The organism is Streptomyces sp. TSRI0281, from assembly GCF_001905125.1.
Lineage (GTDB): Bacteria > Actinomycetota > Actinomycetes > Streptomycetales > Streptomycetaceae > Streptomyces.
The window spans coordinates 1,035,054-1,048,100 of record NZ_LWLE01000001.1 but is presented as its reverse complement, the minus strand read 5'-3'; the positions used below and the strand labels follow the sequence as shown (position 1 = coordinate 1,048,100).

Below are 13,047 nucleotides of genomic sequence, written 5' to 3'. Positions count from 1 at the left end.
CTGCTGGTCCCGATCGGCATGATCGGCCTGACGACCAACATCACCGCGAACACCAGCGTCCAGATGGCCGCCGACCCCGAGATGCGGGGCCGGGTGATGAGCCTCTACATGATGGTCTTCGCCGGGGGTACGCCGGTGGGCGCCCCGATCGTCGGCTGGATCAGCGACACGTACGGCGCCCGCACCGGTTTCGCGGCGGGCGGCGCGATCTCGATGGTCGCCGCCCTGGCGGTCGGCTTCATGCTGGCCCGCGTCGGCGGCCTGCGCCTCAAGGTCGACCTCCGTCCGGGCCGCCCGCACGTACGGTTCGTCCCGCGCGAGCAACTGGCGACGGCTGCGTGAGCACACCGGAACCGCCCTCCTCCCACACGGGGAGGAGGGCGGTTCCGCGCATACGGGCGTGCGGGCAGTCGCGCAGGACAACGATACGTACGGAGCCCGGGACAACGCCGGGAGCTGCCAGACTCGCGCGCATGAGCAGTCAGAGACTCTTCGCGGCCGTTCTGCCGCCCGCCCCGGCCGTCGCGGAGCTGCGGCGGGCCGTCGCCCCGCTCCACGGGCTGCCCGGTGCGCGGGACCTGCGCTGGACGGCCCCCGAGGGCTGGCACTACACGCTCGCGTTCCTCGGCGAGGTGGACGAGGACGTGCTGCCCGAGCTGTACCGGCGGATGGAGCGCGCCGCGCACCGCACCGAGCCGTTCCCCCTCCGCGCGCACGGCGGCGGACGGTTCGACGGGCGGGCGCTGTGGGCCGGGGCGGCGGGCGGGCTCGACACGCTCAGGCTGCTCGCCGAGCGCGCCGACGCCGCCGCCCGCCGGGCCGGGCTGCCGATGGAGGAGCACCGCCGCTACACCCCGCACCTCACCCTGGCCCGCAGCCGGACCCCGGCCGACCTGACCGCGTTCACGGCCGCGCTCGACGGCTTCGAGGGGCAGCACTGGGAGGCGGCCGAGCTGAGTCTCGTACGGAGCGACCTGCCCGTGGCGGGAGTGCCCGGGGAGCAGCCGCGGTACGAGGTGACGCGAGCCTGGCCGCTGGGCCGGTGAGCGGTGCGGTTAGGCTCGAAGGGTGGATCCGAAGACCAGAAACCGCATCATGGCCGCCGTGCTCGTGCTGATGTTCGCCGTTGTCGCCGTGGCGGCCGCCCTCGGGGGATGACGACGGCCGCCTGACGTCACCGGCACCCGGCTACCAGGCGAAGTTCTCCGGCGACGGGCCCGGACCGGGGAAGATCTCCTCCAGCGAGGCCAGCACCTCGTCCGAAAGCTCCAGCTCGACCGCGCGCAGAGCCGAGTCGAGCTGCTCACGCGTGCGCGGGCCCGAGATCGGACCGGTGATGCCCGGCCGGGTCAGCAGCCAGGCCAGCCCCACCTCGCCGGGCTCCAGACCGTGCTTCGCGAGCAGGTCCTCGTACGCCTGGATCTGCGCCCGTACCTTCGGGTCGGCGAGCGCGTCGGCAGACCGGCCCGTGGTGGACCGGGCGCCACCGCCCTCGCGCTCCTTGCGGATCGCGCCGCCGAGCAGCCCGCCCTGCAGCGGCGACCACGGGATGACGCCGAGGCCGTACTCCTGGGCGGCCGGGATGACCTCCATCTCGGCCTCGCGCTGCATCAGGTTGTAGATGCACTGCTCGCTGACCAGGCCGTAGCTGCCCCGCTGCCGGGCCCGCTCATTGGCCTGGGCGATCTTGTAGCCCGCGAAGTTGGACGAGCCCGCGTAGAGGATCTTGCCCTGCTGGATCAGTACGTCGATGGCCTGCCAGATCTCCTCGATCGGGGTGGACCGGTCGACGTGGTGGAACTGGTACAGGTCGATGTGGTCCGTCTGGAGCCGCTTGAGGCTGGCGTCGACGGCCCGCCGGATGTTGACCGCGGAGAGCTTGTCGTGATTGGGCCACACGTCGCCGTCCGCGCCCATGTTGCCGTAGACCTTGGTGGCGAGGACGACCTTGTCGCGACGGTCGCCGCCCTCGGCGAACCAGGTGCCGAGGATCTCCTCGGTGCGCCCCTTGTTCTCGCCCCACCCGTAGACATTGGCCGTATCGAAGAAGTTGACGCCTGCCTCCAGGGCGGCGTCCATGAGCGAGTGGCTGTCGGTCTCGTTGGTCTGGGGGCCGAAGTTCATCGTCCCGAGGACGAGTCGGCTGACCTTGAGTCCGGTGCGTCCGAGCTGCGTGTACTCCATGACCCCCAAGCCAACGCCTTCGAGCGCGCTCGAAGCAAGGGGAGATCCGCGCCCCGGACGGGACAGCCCTCAGCCGCGCCGGGCGAAGCGGTCCAGGGCCGCGAGCACCCTCCGGCTGGTCGCGGCCCCGCCGAGGTGCCCCGCGTCCTCGATCACCGTCAGCTCGGCGTCCGGCCACGCCTTGGTCAGCTCCCAGGCGGTGGTCAGCGGGCCGCCCAGGTCGAACCGGCCGTGCACCAGCACCCCGTCGATCCCCGCCAGCCGGCCCGCGTCGCGGATCAGCTGCCCCTCCTCCAGCCAGGCGCCGTGGGAGAAGTAGTGCGAGCAGATCCGGACGAGCGCCTGCCGCGCGACGGCGGGCCTGCCGCTGTACGGGGGCGGGCCCTGGTACGCCTCCTGGGACAGCACCGCGTCCTCCCACGCGCACCAGTCGGCCGTCGCCCGCTCCCGTACCGCCGCGTCCGGGCTCTCCATCCGCCGGGCGTACGCGGCGACCAGATCACCGGGGCCCGCCGCCTCCGGGACGCCCGCCCGGAACAGGTCCCAGGCTTCCGGGAAGATCTGCCCCGCGCCCCGGTACAGCCAGTCGATCTCGCTGCGCCGGGTCGTCGTGACCGCCGGGATCACGATCTCCGAGACCCGTTCCGGGTACTGCTCGGCGTACGCGAGGATCAGCGTGGAGCCCCAGGAACCGCCGTACAGCAGCCAGGTGTCGATCGACAGATGGGTCCGCAGCCGCTCCATGTCGGCGATCAGGTGGTGCGTGGTGTTGTGCCGCATGTCGGCGGACGGGTCGCTCGCGTGCGGGGTGGAGCGGCCGCAGTTGCGCTGGTCGAAGAGCACGACGCGGTAGCGCTCCGGGTCGAAGTACTGCCGGGGCCGCTCGGTGCACCCCGAGCCCGGCCCGCCGTGGACGACGAGCGCGGGCTTGCCGTCCGGGTTGCCGCAGACCTCCCAGTACACGAGGTTCCCGTCGCCCACGTCGAGCATCCCGTGCTCGTACGGTTCGACCGGCGGGTACTTCTCGTCCGGCTCGCGGTCCACGGCGGCGTTCTCCTCGGGCTGTCGGGCGATCGGGGCTGTCGGGCGGTCAGGCGATCGGGCTGTCGATCGGTCAGGAGGTCGGAAGGCCAGACGGCCAGACGGTCGGGCTGTCGGTCTGTCAGGTCGAAGGGGCCTACGTTACGCGGGTGGCGCCGGGCGGCTGCCACGGTCGGCGCGGGCCAGCAGACGGCCCAGCGCGAGGGCGGTCAGGCCCCAGACCGCGCAGGCGATCGGCAGCGCCCCCATCCCGTGCAGCGGGGTGCGGTAGGTCAGCAGGGCCCAGACGACGAGGCCGTTGGTCCAGCCGCTCATCGAGAGGAGCAGGGCCGCGCGGGCCGGAATCCGGAACAGGGCCATCAGCCCGTCGGCGAGGAGCACCCCCAGCGTCATCGCGGCGGCGGAGGCGCAGAGGGAGAGCGGGAGGAAGACCAGGGACGTGTGGCCCTCGGCCGCCTGCTGGATCGCCGTGCCGCCGATACCGAGCGGGAACATCAGCGCCACCGTGGAACTGAGCCGCTTCCCGAAGGGCTGTCCCACGGGGTTGAAGATGTCGGCGAAGACCTGCGCGCTCCCCATGCCCGCCAGGCAGGAACCCACGGCGATGAGGGCCACCGCGCCCAGGTCGAGCGGGGTCAGGGCGAAGACCAGCACCCCGGTGATCAGTGCCGTGCCCGCCCCGGCCAGCCAGGTGGCGGCGACGGAGCGCGTGGAGGCGGTGCCGCCGTTCCGCACGGCCCGCTGAGTGATGCGGAGCCGCTGCCGCCGGGCGGGGGCGGGAGCGGGGGCGGGAGCCGGGGCGGTGGCGAAAGGAGGCGGGAAGGGCGCGGCCGGTGGAGTGGTGGGTGCCGCCGGTGGGGGAGTGGCCGGTGGCGGGGTGGCCGCGGCGACCGGGGCCGTCGGGGCCTCGGGAAGCCGGGCGTACGGGACCGACCCGGTGACCGTGACGGCGGCGGGGTCCGGCGCGGCGGGCGCGGGGGCGGGCGTGGACACGGCCGTGGGCGTCGGCGTGGGCGTCGGCGGGGACATGGGGGCCGGTGGCTCAGGGACGGAGCCGGAGGAGGCGTCCGGGGAGGCGTCCGGAGAGGGCGCTGCCGCAGCCGCTCCCACACCCGCACTCGACCCCGCGGCGCCTCTTCGGCCGCTCCCGGACGCGGAGTCCCCCACGCCGCTCTCCAGGAGCAGCCGGGCCACGTCCGCCGCGTGCGCCGGACGGTCGTCGGGGTCCTTCGCCAGCAACCCCCCGATCAGCGGTTCGAGTTCCGCCAGTCCCGCAACGCCGGGGCGGTGCGTGCTCAGTGGCTCCGGGACGTCGCTGAGGTGCCGCGCCAGCACCGTCGTACCGGCGCCGGTGAACGGCGGGCGGCCGGTGAGCAGCGTATGGAGGAGGCAGCCGAGCGAGTACAGGTCGCTGCGGCTGTCGAGGACCTCGGGCGCCCGGATCTGCTCGGGCGACATGTAGAGCGGGGTGCCGATCATGAAGCCGGTACCGGTCAGATCCGCCGCGGCCGACGAGGTGACCGACAGCAGCCGGGCGATCCCGAAGTCGAGGATCTTCACGGTCCCCGACTCGGTGAGCAGCACATTGGCCGGTTTGATGTCCCGGTGCACGATGCCCGCGCCGTGCGCCGTCTCCAGGCCCGCGCAGATCTCGACGGCCCAGCCCACGACTTCGGCGGGGGAGGGGAGTTCCGGGCGCCGGCTCTCCAGGACGGCACCGAGGTCACGGCCCTTGAGGTGCTCCATGACCAGGTAGAGCACCCGCTCCCCGGCGACCTGCGCCTCCCCGAAGTCGTGCAGGGTGACGATGTGCGGGCTCGACAGGCGGCCCACCACCCGCGCCTCGCGGGCGAACCGGCTCGCGGAGGTGTCCTCGTCGATCCGCGAGAGGACCTTCACCGCGACCTCGCGGCCGATGCGTTCGTCCTCGGCGCGCCACACCTGCCCCATGCCGCCCGAACCGATCGGCTCCGTCAGCCGGTATCTGCCGTCGAGTGTCTCGCCACGCATCGATCGAGCCCCCGCCCCATTCGTATGACCTGCACGGGACATGATGGCTCAGCAGGGGGTTCGGGGGGTGTGCGCGGCGGGACGGTTACCTGATCGCGGCAATGCGGCCCCGGGGGAGGGGCGGCGGGGGAGGAGCACCGGATCTCCGCACGGCCCGCCGCGTAGCCTTGTCGCCGTGGACGCGACCCCGCAGGTGTTGACCGTGCTGAACGAACTGCTCGCCGCCGCAGCCCCGGACGAGCGGGGCGCCCTATGGCAACTGGCCGAAGCCGGACGCGAGTTGGACGCCAACCTGGTGCGGCTGCCACCGGACGCCGAGGTCGGGGAGCACCAGGAGGACGTCCTGGACGTGCTTCTGGTCGTCGTCGCGGGAAGCGGCCGTCTGCGCACCGGCACGGCTGTGCTGTCCCTCGGCCCGAGCGCGGTCATCTGGTTGCCCCGCACCTCCCGCCGCGCTCTCGCGGCGGGCCCGGACGGGCTCACGTACCTCACCGTCCACCGCCGCCGTCCCGGCCTGACGATCAAGCCCCCGCCGGTCGCGTACGAGGGCGGCGAGGCCCCCTGCCTGCTGGACCGGGTCTGCCCGGCGTGCGGGCGGCTCTCGGCGGAGTCCGCGCCGGTGTTCTGCGGCGCGTGCGGGGAGCGTTTCCCGGAGAGCTGACAGGGGCGGGGGCGGTGACGGGGACATGGGCGGGGGCGGTGTCCGGGGCCGCGGCGGTGCGGTACCCCGGACGGTGGAGGGCGCGCGTCAGGGGCCGGGGCACTCGTCCAGGTCCGGCCGGCCGGGCGGGTTTCCGCCGCCCATCAGGGGCGACAGGTTGTGCATGTACAGGTCGTCCCAGACCGTGCTGTCCAGGATGCCCTTCAGGGCGGTGCACACCTCGCCCTTCAGGAGCGGGGTCTTGGGCCGCATGGCGACGCCGTAGCCCTCCGCGCCCTCGATGGGCTCCAGCCGCCGCACCTTGCCCGGGTTGTCCCGCACGTATCCGGCGAGGATGACGTCGTCCGAGGCCACCGCGTAGACGTCCGACTTCTTGTCCAGGAGCCTGTCCAGGCAGTCCTGGTACGTATTGGGCTGCGTCTTCGCCATGGTGAAGCCCTTCTTGGGGAGCTCCTTCTCGTACGTCGAGTCCCGGGCGGTGCACACCTCGACCTTGAGTCTCCGCAGGTCGCTGGTGTCGCGGATGTCGTACTTGGCCGACTTCTCGCGTACCAGGAACTCCCGGCTCGCCTCGTAGTACGGGCCGGCGAACTCGACGCTGTATCCACCCGGCGCCGCGGTCTTGCGCTCGGGCGTGATGCTGTACGAGGCGATGACGAGGTCGACCTTCTTGGTCTTCAGGGCGGTGCTGCGGTAGTCGGTGGCGACCGTGGTGAAGTCGACCTCCTCCCGCGTGTAGCCCATGCGCTTGGCGAGCTCGTAGGCCAGGTCGATGTCGTAACCCGTGTATGTGCCGGTCTTCTTGTCGCGCTTGCTCAGTCCGGGCTGGTCGTCCTTGACGCCGACCTTCAGCGTGGGGTGCGTGGACTTCCACGTCTCCTGCTTGCCGCCCCGGCCCTGACCGGAGCCGACGACTCCACCGGTCTTGTCGTCCGTCTTCGATCCGTAGTTGTCCGCGACGAGCCAGCCGGCGGTGGCCAGCAGCGTGACGCACACGGCCGCCGTCGTCACCTTCAGCCAGGTCCGGCGCTTCTTCCCGCCTGCCGCCCCAGGGGCGGGCGACGCGGGTACGGAGGGGGGCGGGGGTGTGGCCGACGGGCCCGGGGACGAGGCGGGTGCGGGCGGTACGGGACCGGCAGCGGAACCCGAGGAGGGCGTGGGACCGAACGAGGGCGGCGGGCCGAACGAGGCCGCCGGACCGGATACGGGCGCGGGGCCGAACGAGGCCGCGGGACCCGGGACGGACGCGGGACCCGATACGGGCGGCGGGCCGGACGAGGCCGCGGCTGTCGGCGGGTGGGGGGCTTCGGCGGCCGGGCCGCCCGTCGGCGACGGGGTGTGCGGCGCGGCGGGCGCCCCCAGGACGCCCCGGAGCAGCTCTTCCGCACCTGCGGCGTCCAGCCGGCGTTGCGGGTCCGTGGCCAGCAGCCCCTGGATGACCGGCGCCAGGGGGCCGGCGTAACGGACCACGGGCGTCGGGGAGTTCCTGATCTGCTCCTGGACTTCCCAGACTTCGTTGCCGGCGAAGGGTACGTGTCCCTCGACCATCAGGAACAGCGTGATCCCCAGTGCCCACAGGTCCGACGCGGGAGTGGGCGCCGGAGCCCCGGGCGCGAAGAGTTCGGGCGCCAGGTACGGGGGTGTGCCGAGGACGCCGCCGTGCTGGGTCACCTGCGCACCGCCGTCGAACTTGGCGATGCCGAAGTCCACCAGAATCACGAGCCCGTCGTCGCGGACGAGCACGTTGCCCGGCTTCACGTCGCGGTGGACGACCGACGCGCCGTGCACCGCCCGCAGCCCCTGGAGGATCTGCAGACCGATGTCCGCCGCCCTCGGTACGGCGAGCACCTTCTCGCTGCTCAGCACATCGGCCAGGGACCTGGCTTCGAGCAGCTTCATCACGATCCAGACCTGGTTGTCGGTCTCGACCTGGTCGTGGACCGTCACCACGTTCTGGTGCTCGATCTTCGCGATGGCCTCGGCCTCGCGACGCGCCCGCTGCATCGCCTCGGCCTGCGTGGTGGGGGTCATGGAGTGGCGGTCGAGCAGCCCCTTCACGGCGACGAAGCGGCGGAGGCGCCGGTCGTGCGCCTTCCAGACCTCGCCCATGCCGCCGCTGCCGATCGGTGACAGCAGCTCGTAGCGGCCGTCGATCACCGTGTTGCCGGCAGGGGGCTCCGCCCGGGGCGGCGTCTGCGGCCATTCCTGCGGCGCTTGTGCGTCGGCGCGCTGGAGGTCGTCGGCCACCCAGCGGTCGTCGGGACCGCCGGCCGCCCCGTCGTCCGCTCTGCCGTCAGCCGTACCTTCGTTGCGCATGCGACCCCCTGTGCACTACTGGACCAGGCCACCGTAGACGTTCGGCCGAAGGCGCACATGCCAAGGCGTCCTGCGGTATCGGAGACAGTCTAGGAAGCGGATCCGCCATTGCTCTTCAGCAGTTGGCCGTTGACCCATTGTCCCTGGGGCGAGCAGAGGAAGTCCACCAGGTGCGCGGTGTCCTGCGGGGTGCCGAGACGGCCGAGCGGTGTCGCCCCCAGGCAGGCGTCCCGTACGTCGTCGGTCATCCAGCCGGTGTCCACCGGGCCGGGGTTGATGGCGTTGGCCGTGACGCCCAGCTGGGCCAGCTCGTGGGCGGCGGCCAGCGTGATGCGGTCCAGGGCGCCCTTGCTCGCGCCGTAGGGGAGGTTGCCGACGGTGTGGTCACTGGTCAGGGCGACGATCCGGCCGGTCCCCGGGGCGGAGCGGAAGCGCAGCCCGTACTCGCGGATCAGCAGCCAGGTGGCCCGCGCGTTGACGGCGAAATGCCGGTCGAAGCTCTCGACGGTGGTGTCCAGCAGGCCCGAGTCGACGGACTCGGCATGGCTCATCACGAGTGCGGTGACCGGGCCGAGGCGCCGCTCCGCGTCGTCGAAGATCCTCGTGGGGGCGTCGGGGTCGGAGAGGTCGGCCTCGATCGCGGCCGACCGCGCCCCGGTCGGGCACAGGCTCTCGGTGATGGCGTCCGTGGCCCCCTGCTCGACCCCCCAGCTCATGCGCTTGTCGTAAGGCGTCCAGTAGGTGAAGGCGATGTCCCAGCCCGAGGCGGCCAGCCGCCGCGCGATGCCCGCACCGATCCCCACGGTGCGGCCGACCCCGGTGATCAGGGCGACGGGGCGCGGCGACGCGGACGCGGGGGAGTGCGGTTCGGTGGTAGTCATATGAGGCGATGCTCTGTTACGGGCACGGCGCGGGTCAACGGCATTTGAGGCGGCCTGCGTTGTGGCGCGTGACGGGTGGCAGCGGACCTCCCGCCGGTCTCCCGCCGGCGTCCCGGCGGCGTCACGATCACCTCGCGGGCGCGCCGGGTGAACTTCTCCCGGTTCATCTCCACGGCGTCGACGGATGGTCGCGAAGGCACTCCAGGAGTACGGCGCGTTCAACGTCAAGAACGCCGGTGAGTTCAGCTTCACGTCCGAGTACGGATCGAGGCCGCTGGGCAGCGGCGACGAAGGCTGTGCGCCCTTCGGCCACATCCCCACACCTCATAGCGTCATCGTCATCGGGAGACCGAAGGCCGGGAACAGATGAGGTTCGAAGGTGGTGATCTCCGCGATCCGGTCCTCGCCCGCCTCGATGCGCAGGACGTCGATGATGTGCGCCCGGTAGACGCTGGTGCCGGGCCGCTGAAGGTAACCGGCGACCGCGGTGCGACCGTTGGCGCGCACCGGCACGGTCCGCCAGTGCCCCGCGAACTCCGGTGACGCGGGATCGAGGTTCGGGCGCAGGAACCTGAAGAGCGCCTCGCGCCCCGTGAACCAGAGCGGGCTCGGCGGCATCGTCAGCACCGCGTCCTCCCGCACCAGCTCAACCATCGCGTCGATGTCGCAGTGCGCCACGGCATCCATGAAACGCCGGACCAACGCCGGTTCCCCGGCGCTGGGTTCGCGCACCGACCAGTCCTCCCGGCGCCCCGGCAGCGCCTGCCGCAGGGCGGCCCTGCCGCGCTGGACAGCACTGTTCGCCGATGCCGTACCGGAGCCGAGCAGATCGGCCGTCTCCTGGGCGGTCCACCCGGCGACATCCCGCAGGATCACGGCGGCCCGCTGCCGGGCGGGGAGCTTCTGCACGACGGTCAGGAAGGCCAGTTCCAGCGTCTCGCTCGCCACGGCCGCCGCGTCCGGCTCGTGCGCCGGAGCGGTCCTGTCGGGCAATTGATCGTCGGGGAAGGGCTGGAGCCAGGTCACCCGTACGGGTGGCGGTCCGACGCCGGAGTCCACGCCGGGGACGGGCGCGTACGTCGTGGGGCGCCGGTCGTGCTCGCGCAGGAAGTCCAGACACAGCCGGGTGGCGATCTTGTACAGCCAGGCCCGGGGGTGGGCGACGCCGCTGAGCGCGTCCCGCGCCCGCCAGGCCCGGAGGAACGTTTCCTGTGTCAGGTCCTCGGCCTCGTCGTACGAACCGAGGAGCCGGTAGCAGTGCACCCGCAGCTCACGCCCGTACTGCTCGGAGAGTGCGGCGAAGACGGCGTCGGTGGAGGGGGAGGCCGTCGGATTCGTCACGGGTTCAGATGTGACGGTTTCTTCCCGGCGCTCGTCCGCACGTGCCTGCCGGGCGATGCGCCGCAGCTGCGTGAACGGGCCGGACAGCGCCTCGACGTCGGTATGGAACGTGTCCCTGGGCACCGGCCGCAGCTTCCGCAGCCGGTCCCCGAGATCGGCGATCAGTTCCTGCACGGGTAGGGCGGAGGGCTGTTCTCGCTCCCGGTACAGGCGCTGTCGACACGCCTGGGTGCAGTACGCGGGCGCTCGGCCCGGCCCGGCGGCTTTCTCGATTTCCCGTCCGCAGCCGGGGCATTCCCCCGTTGTCGCAGTCACGGCTCAGACAGCTGATCCGGCCGCGTAACCGAGGAAGGAGGACCATGCCCCGGGGGAGAGGGAGAGCGCGGGGACGGCGAGGTCCTTGGAGTCCCGGACGTGGACGGTATGGGGACAGGCGGCGACCTCTACGCAGTTGCCGCCTTCGCTGCCGCTGTACGTCGACTTGGACCACGTCACGGCCACCTCGACGCAGTCGCCCCCCTGGTCGCCGCTGTAGCTGGACTTGAACCAGTGGAGGTCGGTACTCATAGTTCCTCTGCCATCTTCTCGATCATTTCCAGAGACCTTTCGGGAGTGTATGCCTGGGCTCGCAGTACCCCATACTTCCCGAACAGGTTTCCCAATTCAGGCTGTTCGGTGATGAAGAAGCTGCCGCCCTGCCCCTCGATGTACGCCAATTGCTTCCGTTCGGCGTTCTCCAGCAGGACGAAGGGGCCGTTAAGTCCGGCGTGGTCCTGGCGATTGGGGGCCATCAGCTGGATGCGTACGTGTCGCAGCTGAGCTACCTCGGCGAGGTGATGCAACTGAGCCTTGAGGACCCGGTGGCCACCCACGGGGCGCGTGAGCGGGATCATCTCCATGACGAAGCTGATGTCGGGCAGTGGCTTGCGGGACAGCAGGCTCTGACGTGCCAAGCGTGCGCATACCTTCGCTTCGATCTCGTCGTCGTCGTAGGTTGGATGGGCGCTGGCGAAGACTGCCCGTGCGTATGCCTCCGTCTGAAGAAGACCCGGCATTACATGGGTTTCGTACGCGTGCCGAGCGGATGCCTGCGCTTCCTCCTCCGCGAACCCGGCGAACCACCCGGGCAACGGGCCGTTGCGCGGGTTCGGCGCCACAGCGATCAGTGCACCCTGTGCACCCAGCACCTCGTCCGCTCTCTGCACGAAGATGCCCTTGGGGGGCCGGGCGCCCCGTTCGACCATGGCCACTTGGGACTTGGAGTATCCGATCCGCCTGCCCAGGGCCTCCTGGGACAGTCCGGCCCGTTCCCGGAAGTGCTTCAGGAGCAGCCCGAACGTCGTGGCGTTGCTGTCCCGTGGATCACTGGAGTTCACCGGCTCACCTCTTAGGTACACGGCCGATCACGGCCTGCGTGTGACGCTGGTCACTCTAGGTGTTCTGCCGCAACGCTGAGCGCATGGAGAAGCGAAGTTCACTTGATCCGGTCCCCTGCTGGGTGCCCGCGACCGGGCACGCCCTGCGGCATGTGGGAATCCACTTCGACGCGGTGCGGGCCATCGGCATGCTCGGCGAGGAAATCGCGTACGAGATCATGCAGTTCACCGATTTTCACGCCGGGCCGATCGTCCGCTCACGCATCGGGGAGCGCGGCATGTACTTCCTGCTGCCGCCGCAGACCGCCACCGCGTACCGCTGGCCGCGCGGGGTGGAGGCGTTGCACCGGATCGAGCGGGGGGCGGCCTTCATCGGGGTGCCCGCGCTGGACGGGGCGACCTGGCCGCTGGACTGGCGGTCGCGGCCGACGACGGAGGCGCCGTTCGTGGACGCGGGGCTGCTGCACGAACTGTCGGTGAAGGTGGCCGGGGCGTAGGTGGGCCCGCAAGTCCGGGGCGGCCAGGGGCGGGGCGCCCCGGACTTGTGGACTGCTGTCTGCTGCAGTCCGCGCTGCGGCTCGGCAACGGAACCGGCTTCACCCCGTGACCGGCGTGCTGTGCGAGTACTTTCTCTGCGAGTACTTGGCGGGCGAGGCCATCAACAGCGACACCGCCGAGAACATCGACGTCATGTGGGTCCCCAGGAAGTCGGTGCCCCGCTTCATCGCCGTCGATACGCTCTTCCCGCCCATCCTGGCAGTCCTGGAGGAACAGACATGACGCAGCAGCAGGCGGAGGAGAGAGCGGGCATCGCCGCAGCCATCATCGCCCACGAGGGGCGCGTGCTGATGGTGCGCCGACGCGTCAGCGAGGGGCAGCTCTCCTGGCAGTTCCCGGCCGGCGAGGTTGAGCCGGGCGAGGCCCGCGAAGACGCGGCCGTGCGGGAGACCCAGGAGGAGACCGGCCTGGACGTGGCCGCCGTGAGGCTGCTCGGTGAGCGGATTCACCCGAAGACGGGCCGGCTGATGTCGTACACGGCCTGCGAGGTAGTAGGCGGTGTCGGTGTCGCTCACGTCGCGGACACCGAGGAGCTGGCCGAGCTCGTATGGGTTGCCCATGGAGAGATCCCGCAGTATGTGCCGTACGGGCTGTTCGAGCCGGTGCAGGAGTACCTGGACGCTGTCCTGCTCTCCTGATGTGCCCCTGGTGGCCACGGGGCATGGAGGTATCGCTGTCC

At 71.5% G+C, this 13,047-nt stretch carries 13 protein-coding genes and 1 pseudogene; 6 read left to right on the top strand and 8 right to left on the bottom strand.

The features are described 5' to 3' along the window. Positions 1 to 342: MFS transporter (locus A6A29_RS46195; protein WP_241838318.1), on the top strand; the 342-nt coding region annotated here is incomplete at its 5' end. Positions 343 to 473: 131 nt separating this feature from the next. After that, on the top strand, positions 474 to 1,046 hold the full coding sequence (gene thpR / locus A6A29_RS04895) for an RNA 2',3'-cyclic phosphodiesterase (RefSeq protein WP_073718623.1): 573 nt from the start codon (positions 474 to 476) through the stop codon (positions 1,044 to 1,046). Positions 1,047 to 1,188: 142 nt separating this feature from the next. On the opposite strand, the gene A6A29_RS04890 is transcribed toward thpR, so the two are convergent. From A6A29_RS04890 to A6A29_RS04880, 3 genes are all read right to left on the bottom strand, one after another. Further along, positions 1,189 to 2,184 carry an aldo/keto reductase gene (locus A6A29_RS04890; protein ID WP_073718622.1) on the bottom strand — a complete coding sequence of 332 codons (996 nt, stop codon included), beginning with the start codon at positions 2,182 to 2,184 and terminating at the stop codon, positions 1,189 to 1,191. A gap of 69 nt (positions 2,185 to 2,253) precedes the next feature. Beyond that, a complete protein-coding gene (gene pip / locus A6A29_RS04885; protein ID WP_073718621.1) occupies positions 2,254 to 3,228 on the bottom strand; it encodes a prolyl aminopeptidase in 975 nt (324 codons plus the stop codon). A 138-nt stretch (positions 3,229 to 3,366) separates the two neighbouring features. After that, a complete protein-coding gene (locus A6A29_RS04880) occupies positions 3,367 to 5,235 on the bottom strand; it encodes a serine/threonine-protein kinase (protein ID WP_073718620.1) in 1,869 nt (622 codons plus the stop codon). 175 nt (positions 5,236 to 5,410) lie between these two features. Between A6A29_RS04880 and A6A29_RS04875 the strand changes: the two genes are divergently transcribed. Beyond that, positions 5,411 to 5,896: a hypothetical protein gene (locus A6A29_RS04875; protein WP_073718619.1), complete on the top strand. Its 486-nt coding sequence runs from the start codon at positions 5,411 to 5,413 to the stop codon at positions 5,894 to 5,896. A gap of 87 nt (positions 5,897 to 5,983) precedes the next feature. Here A6A29_RS04875 and A6A29_RS04870 read toward each other — a convergent pair whose 3' ends face one another. The 5 genes from A6A29_RS04870 to A6A29_RS04850 all read right to left on the bottom strand — a co-directional run bounded on the left by A6A29_RS04870 (position 5,984) and on the right by A6A29_RS04850 (position 11,810). Further along, complete coding sequence (locus A6A29_RS04870; protein WP_073718618.1) at positions 5,984 to 8,212, bottom strand: serine/threonine-protein kinase; 2,229 nt, start codon at positions 8,210 to 8,212, stop codon at positions 5,984 to 5,986. Positions 8,213 to 8,301: 89 nt separating this feature from the next. Then, the gene (locus A6A29_RS04865; protein ID WP_073718617.1) at positions 8,302 to 9,093 is read right to left on the bottom strand and encodes an SDR family oxidoreductase; all 792 of its coding nucleotides are present in this window, start codon (positions 9,091 to 9,093) and stop codon (positions 8,302 to 8,304) included. Between the two features lie 324 nt (positions 9,094 to 9,417). After that, complete coding sequence (locus tag A6A29_RS04860) at positions 9,418 to 10,608, bottom strand: RNA polymerase subunit sigma-70 (RefSeq protein WP_241838317.1); 1,191 nt, start codon at positions 10,606 to 10,608, stop codon at positions 9,418 to 9,420. A 144-nt stretch (positions 10,609 to 10,752) separates the two neighbouring features. After that, positions 10,753 to 11,001, bottom strand: a complete 249-nt coding sequence (locus A6A29_RS04855) for a DUF397 domain-containing protein (RefSeq protein WP_073718615.1) — start codon at positions 10,999 to 11,001, stop codon at positions 10,753 to 10,755. After that, positions 10,998 to 11,810 (bottom strand): helix-turn-helix domain-containing protein, encoded by an 813-nt coding sequence (locus tag A6A29_RS04850; RefSeq protein ID WP_073718614.1) that lies wholly within the window; start codon positions 11,808 to 11,810, stop codon positions 10,998 to 11,000. Before A6A29_RS04850 ends, A6A29_RS04855 begins: the two co-directional genes overlap by 4 nt. Positions 11,811 to 11,893: 83 nt before the next feature. Between A6A29_RS04850 and A6A29_RS04845 the strand changes: the two genes are divergently transcribed. The 3 genes and pseudogenes from A6A29_RS04845 (at position 11,894) to A6A29_RS04835 (ending at position 13,006) form a co-directional block, all read left to right on the top strand. Next, positions 11,894 to 12,307 carry a hypothetical protein gene (locus tag A6A29_RS04845; protein ID WP_073718613.1) on the top strand — a complete coding sequence of 138 codons (414 nt, stop codon included), beginning with the start codon at positions 11,894 to 11,896 and terminating at the stop codon, positions 12,305 to 12,307. Positions 12,308 to 12,380: 73 nt separating this feature from the next. Then, positions 12,381 to 12,590 (top strand): annotated as a pseudogene (locus tag A6A29_RS04840) (NUDIX hydrolase); the annotation flags it as partial. Beyond that, positions 12,587 to 13,006, top strand: a complete 420-nt coding sequence (locus A6A29_RS04835; protein ID WP_073718612.1) for an NUDIX hydrolase — start codon at positions 12,587 to 12,589, stop codon at positions 13,004 to 13,006. The pseudogene A6A29_RS04840 and the gene A6A29_RS04835, both read left to right, overlap by 4 nt. Positions 13,007 to 13,047 lie beyond the last annotated feature (41 nt).

What these genes read in the sequence shown, in the direction of transcription:
- thpR (WP_073718623.1), top strand. Translation starts at nt 474, where the DNA reads ATGAGCAGTCAGAGACTCTTCGCGGCCGTTCTGCCGCCCGCCCCGGCC.
- A6A29_RS04890 (WP_073718622.1), bottom strand. Translation starts at nt 2,184, where the DNA reads ATGGAGTACACGCAGCTCGGACGCACCGGACTCAAGGTCAGCCGACTC.
- A6A29_RS04880 (WP_073718620.1), bottom strand. Translation starts at nt 5,235, where the DNA reads ATGCGTGGCGAGACACTCGACGGCAGATACCGGCTGACGGAGCCGATC.
- A6A29_RS04870 (WP_073718618.1), bottom strand. Translation starts at nt 8,212, where the DNA reads ATGCGCAACGAAGGTACGGCTGACGGCAGAGCGGACGACGGGGCGGCC.
- A6A29_RS04865 (WP_073718617.1), bottom strand. Translation starts at nt 9,093, where the DNA reads ATGACTACCACCGAACCGCACTCCCCCGCGTCCGCGTCGCCGCGCCCC.
- A6A29_RS04855 (WP_073718615.1), bottom strand. Translation starts at nt 11,001, where the DNA reads ATGAGTACCGACCTCCACTGGTTCAAGTCCAGCTACAGCGGCGACCAG.
- A6A29_RS04845 (WP_073718613.1), top strand. Translation starts at nt 11,894, where the DNA reads ATGGAGAAGCGAAGTTCACTTGATCCGGTCCCCTGCTGGGTGCCCGCG.
- A6A29_RS04835 (WP_073718612.1), top strand. Translation starts at nt 12,587, where the DNA reads ATGACGCAGCAGCAGGCGGAGGAGAGAGCGGGCATCGCCGCAGCCATC.